Annotated in this window: 15 protein-coding genes; 9 read left to right on the top strand and 6 right to left on the bottom strand. The window is 73.0% G+C overall.

Going from position 1 to position 20908, the window contains the following annotated elements; translation table 11 throughout:
* Positions 1-6: 6 nt before the first annotated feature.
* Genes O7604_RS20780 through O7604_RS20750 form a run of 7 tightly spaced genes read left to right on the top strand, consistent with a single transcriptional unit; the run spans position 7 to position 8282 of the window.
* Positions 7-1545 (top strand): AMP-binding protein, encoded by a 1539-nt coding sequence (locus tag O7604_RS20780; protein ID WP_281577467.1) that lies wholly within the window; start codon positions 7-9, stop codon positions 1543-1545.
* A complete protein-coding gene (locus tag O7604_RS20775; protein WP_281577466.1) occupies positions 1539-2480 on the top strand; it encodes a 3-oxoacyl-[acyl-carrier-protein] synthase III C-terminal domain-containing protein in 942 nt (313 codons plus the stop codon). Before O7604_RS20780 ends, O7604_RS20775 begins: the two co-directional genes overlap by 7 nt.
* Positions 2477-3982 (top strand): AMP-binding protein, encoded by a 1506-nt coding sequence (locus O7604_RS20770; RefSeq protein WP_281577465.1) that lies wholly within the window; start codon positions 2477-2479, stop codon positions 3980-3982. Before O7604_RS20775 ends, O7604_RS20770 begins: the two co-directional genes overlap by 4 nt.
* Positions 3979-4956: a transglutaminase domain-containing protein gene (locus O7604_RS20765; protein ID WP_281577464.1), complete on the top strand. Its 978-nt coding sequence runs from the start codon at positions 3979-3981 to the stop codon at positions 4954-4956. The genes O7604_RS20770 and O7604_RS20765 overlap by 4 nt, the downstream gene beginning before the upstream one ends.
* Positions 4943-5869, top strand: coding sequence for a 3-oxoacyl-[acyl-carrier-protein] synthase III C-terminal domain-containing protein (locus O7604_RS20760; RefSeq protein ID WP_269705406.1), 927 nt, complete (start codon positions 4943-4945; stop codon positions 5867-5869). Before O7604_RS20765 ends, O7604_RS20760 begins: the two co-directional genes overlap by 14 nt.
* 17 nt (positions 5870-5886) lie before the next feature.
* The gene (locus O7604_RS20755; RefSeq protein ID WP_281577463.1) at positions 5887-7128 is read left to right on the top strand and encodes an ATP-grasp domain-containing protein; all 1242 of its coding nucleotides are present in this window, start codon (positions 5887-5889) and stop codon (positions 7126-7128) included.
* Entirely contained in the window at positions 7128-8282 is a 1155-nt protein-coding gene (locus tag O7604_RS20750) for a pyridoxal-dependent decarboxylase, exosortase A system-associated (protein WP_281577462.1), read from the top strand. Before O7604_RS20755 ends, O7604_RS20750 begins: the two co-directional genes overlap by 1 nt.
* 78 nt (positions 8283-8360) lie before the next feature.
* Here O7604_RS20750 and O7604_RS20745 read toward each other — a convergent pair whose 3' ends face one another.
* On the bottom strand, positions 8361-9101 hold the full coding sequence (locus tag O7604_RS20745; protein ID WP_281577461.1) for an alpha/beta hydrolase: 741 nt from the start codon (positions 9099-9101) through the stop codon (positions 8361-8363).
* A gap of 232 nt (positions 9102-9333) precedes the next feature.
* Between O7604_RS20745 and O7604_RS20740 the strand changes: the two genes are divergently transcribed.
* Complete coding sequence (locus O7604_RS20740) at positions 9334-10029, top strand: TetR/AcrR family transcriptional regulator (RefSeq protein WP_281577460.1); 696 nt, start codon at positions 9334-9336, stop codon at positions 10027-10029.
* Here O7604_RS20740 and O7604_RS20735 read toward each other — a convergent pair.
* From O7604_RS20735 to O7604_RS20725, 3 genes are all read right to left on the bottom strand, one after another.
* A complete protein-coding gene (locus O7604_RS20735) occupies positions 9939-10514 on the bottom strand; it encodes a hypothetical protein (RefSeq protein WP_281577459.1) in 576 nt (191 codons plus the stop codon). The genes O7604_RS20740 and O7604_RS20735 overlap by 91 nt on opposite strands.
* Before the next feature lie 121 nt (positions 10515-10635).
* Positions 10636-11871: a low temperature requirement protein A gene (locus O7604_RS20730; protein WP_281577458.1), complete on the bottom strand. Its 1236-nt coding sequence runs from the start codon at positions 11869-11871 to the stop codon at positions 10636-10638.
* Between the two features lie 74 nt (positions 11872-11945).
* Complete coding sequence (locus O7604_RS20725; RefSeq protein ID WP_281577457.1) at positions 11946-13979, bottom strand: hypothetical protein; 2034 nt, start codon at positions 13977-13979, stop codon at positions 11946-11948.
* Positions 13980-14143: 164 nt separating this feature from the next.
* On the opposite strand from O7604_RS20725, the gene O7604_RS20720 reads away from it, so the two are divergent.
* The gene (locus O7604_RS20720) at positions 14144-16903 is read left to right on the top strand and encodes a matrixin family metalloprotease (RefSeq protein WP_281577456.1); all 2760 of its coding nucleotides are present in this window, start codon (positions 14144-14146) and stop codon (positions 16901-16903) included.
* Positions 16904-16940: 37 nt separating this feature from the next.
* On the opposite strand, the gene O7604_RS20715 is transcribed toward O7604_RS20720, so the two are convergent.
* Together O7604_RS20715 and O7604_RS20710 are read right to left on the bottom strand one after the other, a co-directional pair.
* Complete coding sequence (locus O7604_RS20715; RefSeq protein ID WP_281577455.1) at positions 16941-19142, bottom strand: hypothetical protein; 2202 nt, start codon at positions 19140-19142, stop codon at positions 16941-16943.
* A 21-nt stretch (positions 19143-19163) separates the two neighbouring features.
* Positions 19164-20858, bottom strand: a complete 1695-nt coding sequence (locus O7604_RS20710; protein WP_281577454.1) for a bifunctional 3-(3-hydroxy-phenyl)propionate/3-hydroxycinnamic acid hydroxylase — start codon at positions 20856-20858, stop codon at positions 19164-19166.
* Between the last annotated feature and the right edge of the window lie 50 nt (positions 20859-20908).

Here is a 20908-nt window from a genome sequence, read left to right as displayed (position 1 = left end):
AACACGATGCGCCGAACCCTGTACGACGTCCTCACCGCCACCGTGGACCGCCATCCCGACAAGCTCGCCCTGATCGCCGGAGGGCACCGGCTGACCTACCGCGACCTGGCCGCACGGGTGGCCGGCCTGGCCGGCCGCCTCCAGGCCGACGGTGTACGGCCCGGCGACCGGGTGGTGATCTGCGCCGGGAACCGGGTCGAGACGGTGACCGCCTTCTGGGCGGCGCTGGCCGCCGGCGGGGTCGCGGTGGTGGTCAGCCACGAGCAGCGGCCCGAGCGGATCCGCCACGTGCTGGCCGACTGTGCCGCCACCGTCCTGCTCGCCCTGGAGCCGACGGCGCGTTCCCTGACCGGCCTGGGCCTGCCGGCGTCGGTCCGGGCGGTGCTGCCGGTCGGCGCCGAGGACACCGTCTTCGCCGGTACGCCGGCACCGGTGGACGTGATCAGCGAGGACCTGGCCGCGCTGGTCTACACGTCCGGCTCCACCGGCGACGCCAAGGGCGTGATGCTCAGCCACGCGAACATGCTGACCGCGCTGGACTCGCTCAACGAGTACCTGCGCAACGGCCCGGAGGACGTGTTCCTCTGCGCCCTGCCGCTCGCCTTCGACTACGGGCTCTACCAGATGATCATGGCGTTCTCGCAGGGCGCGACGCTGGTCCTGGAGCGGGACATGAGCCTGCCGTTGCAGGTCATCAAGGACATCGCCCGCTACCGCTGCACCGTCGTGCCCGGGGTGCCGGTGCTGTTCGAGCTGGTAGAGCAGTTCAGCCGCTTCGGCATGCCGGACGTCAGCAGCGTCCGCTGCCTGACCAACACCGGCGCCGCGCTGCTGCCCCGGCACATCGCCGCGATCCGCCGGCTGTTCCCCGACGCGGACATCTACTCGATGTACGGCGTCACCGAGTGCAAGCGCTGCACCTACCTGCCGCCGGAGCTGCTCGACGCCAAGCCGGGCAGCGTCGGCAGGGCCATCCCGAACACCCAGATCCTGGTGGTGGACGAACAGGACCGGCCCTGCCCGCCCTACCAGGTGGGGCAGCTCGTGGTGCGCGGCGGCACCGTCATGCAGGGCTACTGGGGGCTGCCGGACGAGACCGCCCGCAAGATCCGCGAGCACCCGGTACGCAGTGGCCGCTGCCTCTACACCGGCGACTACGGCTACCTCGACGAGGACGGGCACTTCTTCTTCAAGGGCCGGATCGACGAGGTGATCAAGGTCCGGGGACGCAAGCTGATCCCCCGCGACGTCGAGGAGGTCCTGCGGGCCGTGCCGGGCGTCACCGAGGCGAGCGTGGTCTGCACTGCCCTCGACGACGGCGACCACGACATCGCCGCGTTCGTCGCCGCCGACCCGGCCGCCGTCGACGCGTCCGCGCTGCGGGCGGCCTGCCGGTCCGGCCTGGAGACCTGGCAGCGGCCCACCCGCTACGAGGTGCTCGCTACCCTGCCGCGCAACAGCAACGGCAAGGTGGACAAGCCCGAGCTGCTGCGCCGGCACCCGGTGCCCGCAGCGGCCCTCGCCCCGGCCGGTGCGCCGTGCTGAACCTGACCGCCGTGCAGGCCGTCGTGCCGGACCACCGGCCCAGCCTCTTCACCCTCGCCGACCGGTACGACATGCCGCGCGCCGAGCTGGCCGTGTTCCACCGGATCTACGGCCTCGACCGGGTACCGGTGTGGTCCGGCGACACCGCCGCCCTGGTCGAGGAGACGGTGGCGAACCTGCTCAAGGAATCCGGTGTGGACGCCGGCCGGGTCCGCTGGCTGGTGCACGCGCACACCGGCACCCACCAGGACGTGGTGGGCCGCGCCGGCCTGGCCCGGATCTGCCGCCGGCTCGGACTGGACCGGGCGCAGTCGTTCGGGATGACGACGAACAACTGCGCGTCGACGGTGTCCGCCATGCGGGTGGTCGACCGCCTGCTGGCCCGGGGCTCGGCCACCGACGTGGCGGTCGTGGTCACCGCCGACGTCGCCTTCACCCCGATCATGCAGGTGATCCCGAACAGCTCGGTCACCGGCGACGCCGGGGTCGCCTGCCTGTTCAGCCGCCGCGACCCCGGTCACCGCGTCCTCGCCGCCCGGATCGACACGTACGGCCGGCACGCCGCCTGCCAGTGGCAGGACGAGGCGGCAAACGCCGAGTTCGAGGCCGAGTATCCGGCGCGGCTCGCCGACGTGATGCGCCGCGCGCTCGACGACGCCGGGCTGACCTGGCCGGACGTCCGCCTGGTGCTGCCGCACAACGTCAACACGTTCTCCTGGAAGCAGGTAGCGGCGCGCGCCGGCATTCCGATCGAGTCGGTCTACCTGGACCAGGTGCCGCACACGGCGCACTGCTTCGGCGCCGACATCTTCCTCAACCTCGCCGCCGCCGACCGCGCGGGCCTGCTGCGGCCCGGTGACCGGCTGATGCTCGCCACGGTCGGGCTCGGCGCGGTCTTCGCCGCCGTGGTGCTCGAATACGGGAGTCACAGATGACCATCGGATACCGCGCCGAACTGCGCGACCGGCTGCTGGCCGCCGCCCGCCGGCACCCGGAGCGTACGGCGCTCTGGGTCGAGGACCGCGCGTACACGTACCGGGAGTTGTTCGCCCGCGCCGACGCCCTGGCCGGCCGGCTCGACGAGCGGGACGAGCCGTTCTGCCTGGTGTACTGCGGCCGGAACCTGACCCGGTACGTGGCGATCCTGGCGAGCCTGCTGGCCGGCAAGGCGTTCGTGCCGATGTGCCCGACCTCGCCGCCCGCCTACTGCGAGAAGGTGCTCAAGCGGCTCGACGGACAGGTGGTGGCAGTCCTGGACAGCGGCGACCCGGACCAGGACGACCGGCTGCGGACCATGATGGCGCCGCCGGCGCCGGTGCTCGACCACGGCCCCGGACCGCGGTGGGAGGGCGAGCCCCGGCGGCCGCAGGGCGGGGCGTACCTGATGTTCACCTCCGGCAGCACCGGGGTGCCCAAGGCGGTCCTTGTCACGCTGGACAATCTCACCGCGTACCTGGACGGCGCGATCGAGCTGTTCGGCCCGACCTGCGACGACCGGTTCGCCCAGGTCAACAACTTCACGTTCGACCTGTCGGTGCACGACATCGTGCTGCCGTGGACCGTCGGCGCGGCCGTGTACGCGCTGCCGGACCAGGCCGTCTACAAGCTTCCCGCGCTGGTCCGGGAGCACGCGCTGACGTTCTGGCTGTCCGTGCCCACCACCGGGGTCAGCCTGCTCGACCTCGGCCTGCTCCGACCGGGTGCGCTGCCCAGCCTGCGCCGCACGCTGTTCTGCGGGGAACCGCTGCCCCGGCGGCTCGCGCAGGCGTGGCACGCCGCCAACCCCGACGGAGAGCTGTTCAACGTGTACGGACCGACCGAGTGCACCATCGCGGTGACCTCCTTCGGCTGGCGGCCGGACCAGGACCTGCCGGACGTCGTACCGATCGGGTGGCCGTACCCCCGGCAGGAGGTCCGCGTCGTCGGCGCCGACCTGGCCGGGGTGGCCGACGGGCAGACCGGCGAGTTGCTGCTGCGCGGCAGCCAGCTCGTCCCGGGCTACCACGGCGACCCGGAGCAGACCGCGGCCCGGTTCGTCGAGCTGCCGGACGCGCCGGGACGCTGGTACCGCACCGGCGACCTGGTCGCCCACGACCCGCGCTGGGGGCTGGTGTTCAAGGGCCGCCGCGACGACCAGATGCAGGTCCGCGGCCACCGGGTGGAACGGCTGGAGGTGGAGACCCTGCTGCGGCAGGTGCTCGGCACCGAGGCCGTGGCGGTGGTCGGCTGGCCGGTGGCGCCCGGCGGCCTCGTCCAGGGTCTCGTCGCGTTCGTCGCGGACACCGCGACGCCGGTGCCCGAGATGCGCCGGCGGATCAGCCGGGAACTGCCCGAACACCTGTGGCCGAGCCAGATCCACGTCGGTCCGCTGCCGCAGAACCGCAGCCTCAAGGTGGACTACCCGCACCTGCGGCGCCGGCTCGAGGAGGGACTGTGACCGCCGCCGTGCGTACGCCCGCCGCCGGGCTGGACCGGATGCTCGCCACCTACCGCCGGCACACACCGATGACCGAACCCGGGCCGCACGCCGAGGCGCTGCGCCGGCTGCCCGCCGACGTGCCGGCCCTCGTGGAGGTCATCGGCGGGCTGTTCGCCCACTACGAGCTGGACCCGCCGGCGGCCGGCTGGCAGCCCGGAGGAGACCGGCTCGCCGAGGTCGACCTGCGGACCACCCGGCGGATGCTCGACCGGGTGCTCGCCCTCGATCCGGCGCCGCTGACCCGGGCCCGGCCGCTGCACCGCCGCTGGCTGGGCGTCTGCCGCGACGCCAGCCTGCTGCTCTGCGCCGTGCTGCGCGAGCAGGGGGTGCCGGCCCGGCTGCGGTACGGCACCGCCCACCACCTGTACGTGCCCTACCGGCCGATGCACGACCACGTGGTGGTCGAGTACTGGTCGGCCGCCGAGGGCCGGTGGCGGTACGCCGACGGCCGGATGTACCGGACCGCCCGGGACACCTTCCAGCTGCCCGACCACTACCGCGACGACGTACCGGAGTCGGTGTTCCTCACCGGCGCCCGCGCCTGGCGCCGGGCCCAGGAGGGCGAACGCGCGGCGCTGCGGCTCAGCGGCCTGATGCTGAACGCCGACGCCGGCCGCTGGCAGGCCCGCAACCTGTTCCTGTACGACCTGGCCGCGCTCGCCGGCTGGGAACCGCTGATGTGGGACGCCTGGGGGTACATCCGCCGGGCCCGCCCGCAGGCCCGCCCGCGCGGGTTCCTCCAGTACCGCAAGCTCGACCGGCTCGCCGCGCTCGACGACCGTGATCCGGAGCAGTGGCGCGAGCTGCTGCGCCGCTACCGGGCCACCCGCCTGGTCCGGGTGCCGGCCCGGGTGCTGTCGTGCAGCCCGGTCACCGGCCGCCGCGTCGTCGCCGCGCCGCCCGCCCGGAGGACACCCGATGATCGCGATTGACGCGGTGGTACGGGTGGAACCGGAACGGCGGCTGTCGGTCACCGACGACCACGCGCTGCTCGGCCTCAGCCCGGCCCGCGCCCGGGTGTACGGCCGGCTCTACGGCTACGACCGGATCCCGGTGGCCGCCGCCGGGCAGGAGTTCCCGATGCTCCTGGACGCCGTCGCGCGGCTGCTCGACGAGGCACGGGTGACGCCGGAGCGGGTGGCGGTCGTGGTGCACGCGCACACCGGCCCGTACATCGGACCGGTCGGCGCCGGCCTGCCCCGGCTGGTCGCCCGGCAGCTCGGCGGCGACCCGCTGTGCTTCGGCACCCAGTCCAACAAGTGCGTCTCCAGCATCACCGCGCTGGACCTGATGGACCGGCTGCTCGCCGGGCGGCCCGGCGACGCGGTCGGCGTCCTGCTGATCGGCGAGACCGCCGACAGCCCGGACCTGCGGGTGCTGGACACCGGCATCGCCGGGGACGTGGCGTGCGCGGTGCTGCTGCGCCGGGACGGACCCCGCGACCGGGTGCTCGCCCACGCGGTCGCCACGCACGGCCGCTACGCCGGCGGCATCTACACCGAGCCCGGCGCGCCGAGCCGCCAGGAGTACGAGCGCCGGTTCCAGGAGCACCTCGGCGACGTGGTCGACCGGACGCTGCGTCGGGCCGGGCGCCGGCCCGACGAGCTGACCGTCCTGTTGCCGCACAACGTCAACGTCAACGTGTGGCGGGCGGCGGCCGGGGTGATCGGCGTACCGGCCGAGCGGATCGTGCTCGACAACGTCCCCCGGTACGGCCACTGCTTCGGCGCCGACATCTTCCTGAACCTGGACACCGTCCGGCCCCGGCTGCGCCCGGGTGACCTGGCGCTGATGGCGTCCGTCGGGGTCGGCGGCACGTTCGGCGCCGTCCTGCTCGAACACTGACCCGCGAGGAGAGTCGCGTGAAGAAGCTGTACGTCGTCCTCATCAACGACAACGTGATCCGCTCCGGACTGGCCGACCTGGGCCGGCTGGCGGACGCGGAACTCTGGCTGGTCTCCAGCCCGCACTACGCGCGCCGGCTCACCGACGAGCAGCGCGCCGCGTACGCCCGCGTCGTGGTGCCCGACGACATGGAGACGACCGACCTGGTGGCGTTGCTGGACCGGGAGCTGCCCCGCCCCCGGCCGGAGCAGCTCCGGTTCCTCACCAACGACGAGTCCTGCGAGCTGCTCTGCGCACGGCTCGCCGAGCACTTCGGCACTGACGGCTGGCCGGCCGCGCGCCTGCTGCCGTTCGTGGACAAGATGGCCAGCAAGGCCGCGCTCGCCGGCAGCGGACTGCGGCTGCCACGGCACCTGCGCTTCGACCGGGACGAGCACGCCGCGGACCCGCGCGGCTACTGCGAGCGGATCGCCGCGGAGATCGGCTTCCCGATGGTGGTCAAGCCGGTCGACAGGTACGCCAGCATGGACGTGCGGCGGCTGGACGGCCCGGCGGCGCTACGCGCCTGGGCGAGCTGGGCGTCCTCCCCCAAGGATCGCAACAGCTACGAGGTCGACGAGTTCGTCTCCGGCACGCTCTACAACTTCGACGCCCTCGTGCAGGACGGCCGGGTGGTGTGGAGCAACGTCTGCGCCAACCTCAACCCCTGCATGGAATTCGCCGCCGGGCGGTCGCTCGGCGTGTGGACGCTGCCCGCCGACGACCCGGCGGCCGTACGGGTGACCGAGTTCGGCCACCGGGCACTCGAGGCGCTGCGGCCACCGGACGGCGGCGTGCACATGGAGGTGTTCGGCACGCCCGACGGCGAGCTGGTCTTCCTGGAGGTCGCGGCCCGGCCGCCCGGCGGCGAGATGCGCGCCGTCTACCTGCGCACCCACGGCGTCGACATCGACCTCGCGCACTACCTGCTGCGGGCCGGCGAGCCGTACGCGGTGCGGCCCCGGCCGACCGGCGAGCTGGGGGCCTGGGTGATCACTCCCCGTCGCGCCGGCCGGGTCAGCGCCGTCGACGTGCCCGCGCTGCGCAGCGAGCACACCGTGCGGGTGCACGTGTCGGTCGGTGAGACCGTCGCGCGCGCCAGCGCGCACATCGTCGAGCCGCCGTCGGCCGAGTTCATGGTCTTCGGCGCCGACCGGGCCGCCTTCGGCCACGACATGGACCTGCTGCGTGACCTCACCCTCTACCGCGTGGAGCCCTGATGGACCTGAACCTCGCCGCCGACATCGCCGGCCGTACGCCCTTCTACCTGTACGACTTCGCCGCCGTCCGCCGCCGGGTCGCCGAGCTGCGGGCCGCCCTGCCCGGCGGCGTGCTGCTGCACTACGCGATCAAGGCCAACCCGATGCCGGCCCTGGTGCAGCGCCTCGCGCCGCTCGTCGACGGGCTCGACGTGGCCAGCCACGGTGAGCTGCTCACCGCGCTCGGCACCGCCGTCGACCGGGAGCAGATCAGTTTCGCCGGGCCGGGCAAGCGTGACCCGGAGCTGGCCGCCGCGATCGCCGCCGGTGTGGTCCTCAACGTCGAGTCCGGCGACGAGCTGGCCCGGCTGCGCCGGATCGAGACGGCGGTCGGCCGGTCCGCCCGGTTCGCGCTGCGGGTCAACCCGGACTTCCAGCTTTCCGGTTCCGGAATGACGATGGGCGGCGGCGCGACCCAGTTCGGCATCGACGCCGAGGCGGTCGGCGAGGTGCTGCGCGGGCCGGGCCGGCGCGGACTGTGCGGGTTGCACATCTTCGCCGGGTCGCAGAACCTGCGCCTGGACGCGCTGGCCACCGGCGTCAGCCAGACCTTCGCGCTGGCCGACCGGCTGGTACGCGAGCACCGGCTGGACCTCGCCCACGTCAACATCGGCGGCGGGCTCGGCATCCCGTACTTCCCCCGCGACGAGGCGCTGGACCTGGCCGCGTACGGCCGGCACCTGGCCGTGGAGGTGGAGCGGTGGCGCCGCCGCCACCCGGACACGGCCGTCGTGCTGGAGCTGGGGCGGTACCTGGTCGGCGAGGCGGGCGTCTTCGTCAGCCGGGTGGTCGAGCGCAAGCACTCCCGCGGCGAGACGTTCCTGGTGGTCGACGGCGGCATGCACCACCACCTCGCCGCCTCCGGCAACTTCGGCCAGGTGGTACGCCGCAACTACCCGGTGTCGGCGGTGACCGCGAAGCCGGCCGACGAGCGGGAGACCGTCACCGTGGTCGGACCGCTGTGCACGCCGCTGGACACGCTCGGCCGCCGGGTGGAGCTGCCCCGGTGCGAGGTCGGCGACCTGGTGGTGGTGCACCAGTCCGGGGCGTACGGGCCGACCGCCAGTCCGGTGCACTTCCTCGGCCACCCGGCGCCGGTCGAGGTGCTGCTCTGAGCGCACACGACGCCCCGCCGCGACGGCCGGCACACCCGCTAGACCGTCCTAGGACATTGGTGTGCCGGCCGCCGGAGACTACTGCGCGGTGGCTCGGGCCGCGGTGTCGATGAAATCCGCGACGGCGCCCGGCTGCGAGACCGTCACCGCGTGCGACGCGTCGACCTCGACCGTCGTGGACCCGGCCCGCTGGGCCATGAAGCGCTGCAGGTCCGGCGGGATCGCCAGGTCCTGGGTGGACACGAGCGTCCAGGACGGGATGATCTTCCAGGCGGCCCGCGTCACCGCGTCGGTCAGCGTGTTCGCCGCGGCCGGCCGCTGCGTGGCAGCCATCACCACCGCCTGCTCCCGGGGGACGTCGGGGGCGAAGAAGTCCGGGTAGGTCTCCTGCTTGACGTACTGATCCATGTCCGCGCTGCCGTCCTGGGCGGGAATCGGCACCGCCTGGATGTTGTCGGCGAGCCGGCTGCCGGGGAACTTCGCGTTCACGTCGGCCACCGACTCGCCGACGTCCGGGCTGAAGCTGGCGACGTAGACCAGGGCCCGCACGTTCGCCGCGCCCTCCGCGGCCTCGGTGATGACCGCGCCGCCGTACGAGTGGGCGGCCAGCACGACCGGTCCGGACAGGCTGTCCACGAGGGCACGCAGGTAGGCGGCGTCCCGCTGCACGCTGCGCACCGGGTTCGCGAGGGCGATGACCGGGTAGCCCCGGCGCTGGAGATCGGCGATCACCCCGTTCCAGCTCGACCCGTCCACGAATGCCCCGTGAACGAGCACGACAGTCGGCATTCCGGTCCCCGGCATGGCTGCTGCGCTCATCTGTCATTCCTTCCGAAAGGCACGGTGGAGTCTCCAATATCGGGCACGCGCGGAATCGCTGTCAGCGGAATACGGAAACGTCGGAGAACGGCTGCGGGCGTTATCGGACGGTCCCGAATCGTGCAACCGATTCCCAGGAACACCCGGCTGAGAGAATGCTGAGAGCCGTACCCGCGCAGGGCCGCCGGCGGGGCAGTCCCGGACCGAACGTTCTGTTCGTTAGCATGGGCCCATGGCGCGTGAGAGCTCTGGCACCCGGCCCTCGGAGGCACAACTCCGGCTTCTCGACACCGCGACCCGGGTCTTCTACGCCGAGGGCATCCATTCCGTCGGGGTCGACCGGATCATCGCCGAGGCGAAAGTCACCCGCGCCACCTTTTACCGGCACTTCCCCGGCAAGGACGATCTCATTCTCGCCTATCTGCGCCGGGTGCACGAAATGGACCGCACCGCCGTGGAGGCGGCGATCGCGGGCCATCCGGGGCCGGTCGATCGTCTGCTCGCCGTCGCCGAGGGAATCGCCGCGCTCATCCGCTCCCCCGGATTCCGCGGGTGCGCATTCCTGAACGCCGCAGCGGAATACCCGGACGACGAGCATCCGGTGCACCAGGAGATCATCGCTCACCGCCAGTGGTTCCTGGACACGCTCACCGCCCAGATGGCGCAGGTCCACGAGGCGACTGCGGAGGCCGCCGCGCGTCACTTCGTCATGCTCCGCGACGGCGCCATGGCGGCCGGATGCCTCTTCGACCCCGCGCTGGTGTCGGAGACGTTCCTGCGCGGGGTCGAAGGGCTCCTGCGCGCCGGCACCGGGCGCGGTCCGGCCGGCTCCGGCGTTCAGCCCGCCTCGGGCGACGCCCCCGCCCGCGCGGCGCGGCCGAGGCGGACGGCCGAGACGAGGAAGAAGACGGCACCCGGGACGGCGTAGCCGATCGCGCCGGCCAGGGCCGGATCCGGCCCGGAGGCGGCGGCGAGGAACGACACCCCGGCGAGGACCGAGATGCCGCCGCTGAGGATCATCGGCCACTGGCCACCCATCCGGCGGCGCGGCACGGCCACGATCAACTGGACGAGACCGGCCACGACCGCCCAGGCGCCCCACACCCGCAGCACCGCGGGAACACCGGACGCGCCGGCGACGGCCAGGCCGGCGGCGGCCAGCAGGCTGACCGCGACGTTCACGTACAGCAGGGCCGGCGATCCGGTGGCCCGCGAGGCTCTGATGTCGGCCACGGCGGCGGCCACGTCGAACAGCGGGTAGATCACGAGCAGCGCCACAGTCACGGGGTCGAGGTGCCCGGCGAGCGGGAACGTCACGGCTGCCCAGACGGCGGCGAAGACGAACCGGACGACGTACAGCCGCCGCAGGCCGGCTGCAGTGGTCGGGATTCGGGGGGCGGTAACGGAGGTCATGACTTCCTCTCGGCGGCCGTCGGCGCCGCTGGGGAGAACGAACGTTCTGTCTTGCGCAAGCATGACCGCGCGGCGACCCGCCGTCAAGACCGATCGTTCTCCCCCGGTGCCAGGCGACGGTTCACGCCTCGGCGTCGCGCTCGCCGCCCTCCTCCCGCCCGACCGGCGAGACCCGCACCTCCGGCGGCCGCCAGCGGTCGCGCACCGTGTCGAGGCAGGCCACCAGGGCCAGCACCACGCCCACCGCGATCAACACGGCCATCGGCGTCCCGAGCGCCGCGCCCGGCGTGACCACCACCAGAAGCAGCAGGCCGACGACCCGGGACGGGGAGACCCGGCCGAAGATCTCGTACTCCAGCCGCATCCGGGCGACGAGGAACAGCGCCGGACCCCCGATCACGAACAGCAGCCAGCCGGGCCGGGGCGGGCCGTACGGGTTGTCGATCACCAGTTCGTAACCCACCGAGGTGACCAGCACGCTGAGCACGATCAGCAGATGCGTCCGTTCCGACGTGGCACCCAGCCGGCCGGGCATGGCCGCCCGGCCCATCGCCTCGGGCAGCAGCAGACCGGCCCGGTGGAAGTAGATCCGCCAGAGCAACGCGGTGGTGGCGAACGCGACCACGAAGGCCGCCGCCCGCTCGGCCGAGTAGTCCACCCCGCCGAAGACCAACCCGATGACCAGGATCGACTCGCCGAGCGCGATGAGGAACATCTGCTGGTAGCGGTCGGCGAGATGCGTACCCGCGATCCGCCAGCGGCCCACCGCCGAGGCACCGACCCGGGGCAGCGGCCAGCCCAGCGTCCAGGCCAGGTAGTCCACGGCGAGGGCGAGCGTCCACAGCGGCAGGCGAAGGTGCTCCGGGCCCAGCGCGCCGGCCAGCCAGACGGGCGCGCTCACCGCCGCCCACGCGGCGAGCCGGAACGGCACCAGCCGCCGCGGATGGCCGCGCAGCGCGACGCCGATCGTCAGCGGCCGCACCACCATCACCATCAGGTACGCGACAGCGAACGGCACCGCCCGCTCCTCCATGGCGCGGGGCAGCGTCACCGCCATGACCAGGCTCGCGAACATGGTGCCGACCACCACGGCCTGGATGATCGGCTGCTCGGGCTCGTAGCGGCTGGTGATCCAGGCGGTGTGCGACCAGATCAGCCACAGCGCCAGGAACAGCAGCAGGGTGTGGCCGAACCCGGTGACGAGCGCCCACCCGGTGGTGTCGGCCAAGGCCACGAAGCGCTGGGAGACCCGGGCGAGGGCCACCACGAAGGCCAGGTCGAAGAACAGTTCCAGGAGCGTGGCCCGGCCCGAACTCGACGGTGGGCGCAGCAGTTCCGCACCCCGTCCGGCCGCCATCGCCCTCCTCCGCCCACCCCTCGTGGCCCCAACGAGCCGGTCGGCGTCGGAGTTGCGTCGGCCGCGGCGCTACGTCACGGGCAGGGGCCGCCCGCGCAGACGTCGATCACCTTGCCGGTGAGCAGGAACACCGCCTTCTGCCGCTGGGCGCCGGCCTGGGCGCGCGGGAACTCGTGCGAGTCCTCGCCGTACTCCGGTCCGGCGGGGGCGAGGTTCGTCGGCGGCGGCGCGTACGCGGCGCCGCTGTTCCACACCACCATGGCCGAGCCGGCGTACGGGTACCGGCGGATCGGCGCGATGCCCCAGAACGGCCGCACGTCCGGTGACCAGCCGTCGGCGAGCGCCGGGGTGTGCAGGCGGGCGCCGATGGTGCGGGCCTGCACCTCCGCCGCGACCGTGGAGACCTGCTGGTCGGCGAAGGCGACGTGCATCAGCACCCGGTGCGCCGGGGTACGCGGCAGCGGCCGGTCGGTCATGTGCTGGGCGTACCCGTTGGCCTCGGACCGGTCCCACAGCATCTGGAGCAGCGCGAAGATCAGCTGCTGGTCCACCTTGTCCGGGTAGTAGCCGTCCAGCACCGTCTGGAACGGAGCGAAGTCGACGCTGCGCTGCAGCAGCGTCGAGTAGTTCATCGCGGGCACGCCGAGCACCGACCGGGTCCAGTCCTGGGCGATGGCGGTGAGCGCGCCGCCGTTGATGCCGCCCTGGCTGTTGCCGTCGTAGTGCAGGCCGCCGGCCACGTCGATCAGCGGCCGCCCGGCGGCGTCGCGGAACGCCGGGTGGGCGGCGAAGCCGTTGCGGTGGATCATCGTCCGGCCCAGGAACAGGAAGTTCAGGAAGCTCTGCTGGAGCCGGTCGGCCACCGCGGGGAAGGCGCTGAGGTCGGTGAAGGCACCGGCGACGTACGGGACGTCGGCGGCCGCCATGCCGATCCAGCTCGTCGCGCAGAACGTGAAGTCGTACGTCTGCGACATGGTCTTGACGTTGCCGGCGTTGATCTCGGTCGGCCGGCCGAGCAGCCCGTGGCCGTAGAGCGACAGATGGGCCGGTTTCGCGGCGGAGGCGCTGCGCGGGATGTTGCAGACGAAGTCGGCCGCCACCGTCGCGCCGGACGGTGTGGGCAGCGCGTTCGGCGTCGGCGGGGTGCCGTCGCCGCCGGGCGGCCCGTAGTGCAGCCGGGAACCCGGTCCGCCGTCACCGGTCAGGTAGGACGGCACGGCGACGGTGCCGGTCACCTGCCGGGCGATCAGCGGGTCCTGTTCCGGCGTGTAGTCGGTGACCTGAGTGACGGTGAACGCGGGGGCGCGGCGCCCGAGCGCGGCGAACGCGCCGTCCCGGACCGCCAGCATCCGCCCGGTCAGGCCGTGCCGGCTCGCGACCGTGAAGTCCCAGGCCAGGTAGAGGCTGTGCCGCTTGACGCCGGCCCGGGTCAGGTCGGCGAGGATCCGCTTCATCTGCGGCGCGCGCGGATCCCGCCGGTCCAGGCCGGTTCCGGTGACGTAGGCGCGGAACGCCTTCGGCGCCGGGATGAGCGTGCCGTCGCCGTCGCGCATGCCGCGCAGGCCGACGACGTACCGGGTGCCCTCGGTCAGCGCCACCGCCGGCCGGATGATCAGCACCTGCCGGTCCGGGCTGCCCGCGGCGTGCGCGTCCAGTTCGGCCCAGTACGGCGTACGTTTGCCGGTGCGGGCGTCGAGCAGCACGATCGGCGCGTCCGGCGCCAGCGAGCGGCCCACGTCGGTGACCGGCGCGATCCGGGTCCGCGTGACGTCGAGACCGGGTACGCGTGCCAGGATCGGCGAGCCGGGGCTGAATCCGTCCTGCCGGTTCCACTCCGCCGGGTCGATCGGCACGCCGAGCACGTTGGCGGGCATCGCGGAAGCCGCGAACCGGACCCGCTTGCCGGTCGGGGTGCTGCGGTCCGGCACGGTGAAGTAGTCGTTGGGGAACGGCAGCAGGCAGGCCGCCGGATCGATCGGGTCGCAGGACCGCTGACCGGCCGGCGCGGGCGGTACGGACGGCGCCGCGGCGGCGCCGGAGCCGAGCAGCACGGCCGACGCGGTCACCAACGCGGACACGGCGAGACGGAGCCGTCTGGGGGTGGGCACGGCGTCTCCTTCGACATCGGACGGTGGTGTTCTTCCTACGCTCGTGAACGGATCTCGGCAAGGGCCCGGACATCGACGCTGCCGGATCAACGACGAAGAATCCGCTGGTCAGGCGCACAGCCCTACGGTGGGTGGCGAAGCACTCACGTCCAGTGGAGGACGTCATGACCACTCCCACTCCCACCCCACCACCTCAGCTCCAGGTCGCCCTCGGCACCCCCGGGGACCCCGGCTCGGTGCACGCCATCACCGACACCGGCACGGCCCTGCTCGTCGCCCACTACCCCACGTCCGGCGCCGGCCGGCTGCACGTCCTCGACCCCCGTACCCTCGCCCCGGTCCGGCCGTCCCTGCCGGTCGGCCACGAGCCCCGCGCGGTGGCCTGGCACCCCGGACGCGGGCAGGCATACGTGATGAACCGGGGGGTGCAGAGCTACAGCGTCTCCCGGTGCGACCTGGCCACCGGAACGGTCACCGACATCCCGATCGGCTTCGGGCTGATCGCGATCGCCGTGGACCCGGTGGCCGACCTGCTGTACGTCGCCGACTGGGCGCACAAACGCCTGCAGGTCATCGAGCTGGCGGACACCACCCAGCGGCGCTTCGTGTCGCTGCCGTCGGCGCCGAACCGCCTCGCGGTGGCCCCGGACGGCACCGTCTACGCGGCGCTGTACGTCAAGGGCCTCGTGCCGGCCGACGACGCGCTCGCCGTGCTGCGCCCGGACGGGACGCTCACCGTGGCGCCGATCGAACCCGCCCACCTCCAGCCGGGCGAGCTGGCCGTCGCGCACGACGGCATGGTCTACCTCGGCTCGCTCGGTGGCGGCACCGTGCACCCGCTGTTCGGCGTGCACGATCCGGACACCGGCCGGCGCCTCGGCGCGGTGGGGAGCGCGGCCGGTGTCCGCGATCTCGCGGCCGTACCGGGACTGTCCCGGGCGTGGCTGGCGACAGACAAGGGCGTCCAGCTCGTCGACACCACCAACCCGTACGCGCCGCGCACGCTCGAACCGATCACCACCGGCCACGGCCCGTACGCGGTGGCGGTCACCGCCGACGGCACGGCGTACGTGGGCGACGTGGCGGACGGCACCGTGTCGCTGATCCGGCCGGACGTCGCGGACCTCCCCCTGGAGGCGGTGGCCACGCTGCTCACCGAGGCGGGCTTCGCCCCGGTCACCGGGCTGGGCGCGGCGATCCGGGCCTACCAGACGTTCCACGAGCTGCCGGTGACCGGGCGGCCCGACGCCGTCACCGCCGCCCACCTGACCGCGCCCGGCTGCGGCACCCCGGACCGGCCGGACACCGCCGGTTTCGTCCTCCAGGGCGAGCACTTCCGGCACACGAACCTGACCTACCACCTCGGTGACATGACGATGCCGTACGCCCGGGACGACTTCACCGACGCGCTCAAGCACGAACTGATCCAGGTGTCGCTCGAGGTGTGGCGCGAGGTGCTGGGTGAGAACTGGAACGGGCCGTTCGAGTTCACCCGCGTCTTCGACCCGGCGCAGGCCGACATCGTCTTCTCCGTCGGCGACGATCCGGTCTTCCACGACACCGGCTGGTTCCGGACCGTGTACGCGGTGACCAAGTGGTCGGCCGCCCCGGGCTGGCCCGACGCGGCCGGTCAGCTCCCGGTCATCTTCAACCGGAAGATCAACTGGGATGCGCACGGGTACTTCGACGTCGACCTGCACGGACCCGACTTCCGGCACGTCGCCACGCACGAGATCGGCCACGCGTTCGGGCTCAACCACGGCAAGAGCGGCAACGTGATGCACCGCAACGCGAGCTGGTACCGGGTGCCCAAGTCCGACGACCGCAACGGCCTGTTCGCCATGTACGGGCGGCTGCCGTTCACCGACGGCGTCGGCATCCGGGTGCTGCCCGCTGTGGACCACGTCGCCTACTCCGACTGTGAGCGGCACCTCGTGGTGCACTACCCCGAGGGCGACGGGTGGACGTGGACGCGGCTCACCGCGGACGTGGGCGCGCCCCGGATGGCCCGCGGGATCGCCCCGTCGCCGTTCTTCGCCCACGACGGCGTGCCCTCGTACGTCTACCCGGGCGAGGGCGGCCACGTCCACCAGATCTGGTACGACCAGGGCCAGTGGTGGTGGGGTGACCTGACGCAGGACAGCGGCGGCCCGCCCGCCGTGCGCTACGGCACCCACGCCTACCGCAACGGCGACACCCAGCGGGTGGTGTACGGCGCGACCGACGGCCGGGTGATCCGGCTGTCCCAGGCCCCCGGACAGGGCTGGGTCTGGCAGGACGTGTCGGTGGAGGGCGCGGCCGTGCCGGACGGCACCCCCTTCGGGTACGTCGACGGCGTCACCGGCCTCGACGTGATCGTCTACCGGGACGCCGAGGAGCACCTGCGGATGCTGTGGGAGGGCCCCGAGGGCTGGGGGCAGATGTCGCTGACCTGGGCCACCCAGGCGGAGAACCCGTTGCCGCTGACCATGTTGCCGCTGTGGGGCGAGCACCGGGCCGGCGAGCGGCACCGGGTGTTCGGCGTCGACCACCGGCAGGACGTCCGGATGTATGCCGTCGGCGACGACGGTGCCTGGCACACCCGGTCGCTGACGGCCGAACTCGGCCTGCCCGAGTGCGTCTCGTCGGCGGTGCAGCGGCTCCCCGGCCCGGACGGCGCGGCCGACACCTGGCTGGTGGTCGTCGCCGACGTCGACGGCGGGCTGTGGGAGCTGACCGGCGACGGTGACACGTGGCAGGCCGAGCGGGTGCAGATCGACGGCATGCCGCCGGTCGGCCGCAGCCTGCTGTCGGTGTGGCCGGCCGGGGGCCGGCTCCAGATCACCTACACGGCGGCGAACGGCAACATCCAGTTGCTGTCCCGCTCGCTCGGCGACCACGACTGGCAGCGCACCAACCTGACCCGGGTGTCCGACGTGGTGTGACGCGGGTCCCGGCGCTCCGCCGGCCCGGCGCGGGTCGTCACCCGATCGCCGGGTCGGCGGGGTGCCGGGGTGCGACGAGCCGGGGCGGCCAGTTCCGGACCCGGGACGGATCGGCCCGGTGCAGGACGGACAGACGCTCCCCCACCGACAGCGCGCGCGACAGACCCCCGCGCACCTCGTACCCGGCGGTGACGAACTTCGACAGGTAGTGGATGCCGACGCTGATCACGACCAGACCGAAGACGTAGGCGTCGCGGTCGTGCAGGAAGCCGGCTTGGAGACCGGCCGCGATGACGCAAATGACGGCCGCGTAGAGCAACATGGACCACCACCATTGTTCGAAGCCCCGCGCCACCCCGTCGCCGGCGGGCGGCACTGTCGACAGCCCGCTGGCCTCCCCAGCCCGCAGGATCCGTCGGCTGAGCAGCAGGAGCAGGAGATTCGTGACGGCGACAGCCACCGCCCCGGCCGCGCAGCCCCATGCCCACAGGGTGGGTTTCCAGAACACCGACAGCAGCACGGTCGGCAGCGCGACGACGCACATCGCCCGTACCGCGACCTCCGTGCAGCGGGCCAGGGCGCCGGGAATGTGCCGCGCGGTGAGCCGCGCCAGCACGCTCTGGTAGTACTTCGCCCCGACCAGCGCCTGGCCGAACCCGATGATCACGGCCGCTCTCAGGTCGGCCGGAGGCAGCGGCTTGGCCGAGAAGGTCAACACGTCGTCGACCTTCCACAAAGCCGTCTTGGCGCAGATGAACCACCAGCAGGCGGTCGCGACGAGCGCGAACCCCATCAGGTACGTGTCGTGCGTGACCTTCGCCGCCCGGGCCACCCGGAACTGCCGGTACTGCGTCCGGACCTCCCGGGAGGCGGGCGCGAGCCGGGCGACCCAGCGTCGCAGCGCCGACCGGCTGGTCTCGGACTCCTGCGCCGCCAGGTCGAAGGTGAGAACCATCAGCCGGTGCAGGTCGTCGAACCGGAACGGCCGGTCCGGCAGGAGCAGCAACCGGTCCTTCGGCTGCTCCTCGATGAAGTCGTCGAGCATCCGGGCGATGGTGGGGCTGATCGCGTAGACGCGGTCCGGCACCCGCCCGTCGCGCGCAGCGCTGCCGACCATCACCTGGATGAGGATGATTCCCAACGAGTAGACGTCGGCCACCTCGGACTGGCCGCGGTTCTTCACCTCGGGCGCGATGTAGACGGCGTCGTCGTGCTCGGCGATGCCGACCTGGCGGCTGTACAGGTGGTTGACACCGAGATCGATGAAGTGGACCCGGCCGTCGGACAGGATGATGTTCCCGGGCGACAGATCCAGGTGCTGTCGTTCTCGATGGTTCACGTCGACCGGCTCCGACCGCGCCAGCTTGTGCAGCGCCTCGGCGAGCAGAAGCCCGACCTGGCGGGCCTTGGCCACCCGGGCGCCCGGCGACGGCCCGGAACTCTCGAAGGCGATGAGGTGGTCGCCCAGTGTCTCGCCCTCCTGGTAGGGCATCAGCACCCACTGGTCGGTCGACGCGAGCGGGTGCACGACCACGCTCGGTGTGTTGCCGGCGCCGTACCGGACCGCGTACTCGTCGGTGGCCTGCGCCACCGACGTCAGCTTGCTCCACGGAAAGAGCACGCACTTGAGTACCAACTCGGGATGCAGACCGGACTCGTCAACCGGTTCGAGCGTGGTGGCCCTGAGGATGAACGAGGTGGTCCCCGCGCGGTGGTACACGAGCGAGTCGAAGTCGATCTCGCGCCACCGGCGCAGATCGATCTCGGAGATCGGCCGCCTCGCGCCCGGACGCCCGCCCGGCCGGTAGAGGGCCCGGATCGCCGCCGACACCGGCGTGGTCCGGAACAGTTCGCGGCAGTATTCGTCCGAGGCGTCCTGCTTGGCGCGCTCCGGCGGCTCGAAGCGCCGGTCGAGGAGGGTGACGTTGAGGCAGAGGAAGGCCAGCAGCGCCGCCACCGGCGGGTCGTGGGGATCCGCGGCCTGGCTCAACCGTGCGAGCGCCGCCTGACAGCCGCCCAGGAAGGTGCCCACCCCGTGGATGGACTCGTGGTCCGCGGCCGTGTCCATCAGGTCGGCGAGAATCTGGTGAGTCGCGGCCAACCGCGCCTCGGGCGGCGACCCCAGCAGCCGGCCGGTCTCGTCGGCGCTGTTGCGGTCCCGGATCTCGCCGAGCAGGAGCTGCCGTACCGCCTCTACCGGCTCGCCGTCAGGTGCGGCGCCCCGTACGTCGTCCGCCACACCGTCAACCATAGGCGAGCATCAACATCTTGTGGGGTGCGCTCCGCCCAGTGAGCGAGGACGGTCGTCGTCCCGCCCGTCCCGCGGCACGCCGAGGGCGGCCGACAGGTCCTGGGCGGCCTGCTCGACGCCGCCGGGCCGCACCAGCGCGAACACGAACCGGTCCGGCCGCAGCACCACCAGGTCGGCGCCGTGCCGCCGCAGCCAGGCGCAGAGCACCCCGTCGGCGTCGACGACGTCGATCCGGTCGTACCCACCGTCCCCGGACACGTCCGGCAGGTCGGCCAGCGGCGTACCGGACGGATGGACCGCGACGAACCGCACCGGCAGCCCCGGCCGCCACACTTCGAGCGGGTTGTCCACGCCGGCGCGGCCGAGCACGACGAAGCCGTCGCCGAGCGCCTCGTCGAGCAGGCGATCGCCGGGGGCGCCCGGGACGAGGACGCGCGGCTGGGGGAACATCGTCCCGACCACGCCGGCGCGCCGCCCGCCGGCCATCAGGCCCCGCCGGTACGCCGGGACCGGCTTGAACTCGAACCGCTCCACGAACCGCCGTATCCGGGGGATCGTCTGGACCGCCCGCAGCGCGGCGTCGCGCAGCCCGGCGGCGACCCGGTTGCGGGCCAGGAAGACGTGCCCCAGCCGGACGCTCGTCCGCGCCATCTCCACAGTGTGCGGGCGCCGCTCGGTCTCGTACGTGTCGAGCACCTCGGCGCCGGCGGCGCCGGACAGCACCATCGACAGCTTCCACGACAGGTTCGCCGCGTCGCGCAGGCCGCTGCACAGGCCCTGGCCCATGAACGGGGGCATCTGGTGGGCCGCGTCGCCGAGCAGGAACACCCGCCCCTCCCGCCACCGCTGCGCGACGAGGTGGTGGAAGGTGTAGACCACCGCCCGGGTGACGGTGAACCGGTCCGGGTCCACGTACGGCGAGACGAGCGCGGCGATGGTCTCCGGCCGCTGCATCTCGGCCTCGGTCTCGCCCGGGCGCAGCATGAACTCCATCCGGTAGCTGCCGGCCGCGCCCGGAGAGACGAACGCCGGGCGCTGCCAGTCGCAGACGAACGTGGTGTCGGGCACCCGTACCGCGTCGGGCGGCACGTCGCCGGAGACGGCCAGCCACGGTTCGGCGTAGCTCGCCCCGGACAGCGGGATCCGGACCGCGGTGCGGGTGGCGCTGCGGGCGCCGTCGCAGCCGAGCACGTACCGGGCGCGGACGGCCCGCCGCTGCCCGGTGGCCACGTCGGACAACAGCACCGTCACGCCGTCGTCGTCCTGGGTCAGGCCGACCAGTTCGGTGCCGAGTGCGAGCTGGACGTGCGGGAAGCGGTCCAGCCCGGTGCGCAGCGTGTGTTCCAGTCGCGGCTGGTCGAAGAAGCGCAGCGGCGCGTGCCCGTACCCGAAGTCCGTCTCGGACAGCTTCATCCGGGCGAAGACCCGGCCGGCGCGGTTGACGTACTCGACCAGTGGCGGCGCGATCGTCGCGTCGCGTATCTCGTCGAGCAGGCCGGCCTGCTGGTAGATGCGCAGCGCCTCGTCGTCGCAGGAGAAGGCCCGCGGCTGGCCGTGCGGTGTCGCGCTGCGCTCCACGACCAGCGTGGTGACGCCGCGGGCGCCGAGCAGGTTGGCGGTGAGCGCGCCCACCGGCCCGCAGCCGATGACGGCGACCTCGACCTCCTGGACCGCCTGAGAATCCGGCGGCTGAACTGATTCCATTGTGCTGCCCCTTCGGAACGTGGTCCCGGACGGCTCCGGCCGTCCCACAC

It is taken from the genome of Micromonospora sp. WMMA1947 (assembly GCF_027497355.1).
Lineage (GTDB): Bacteria > Actinomycetota > Actinomycetes > Mycobacteriales > Micromonosporaceae > Micromonospora.
The sequence above is the reverse complement of the archived record's forward strand: the minus strand, read 5'-3'. Positions and strand labels throughout refer to the sequence as shown.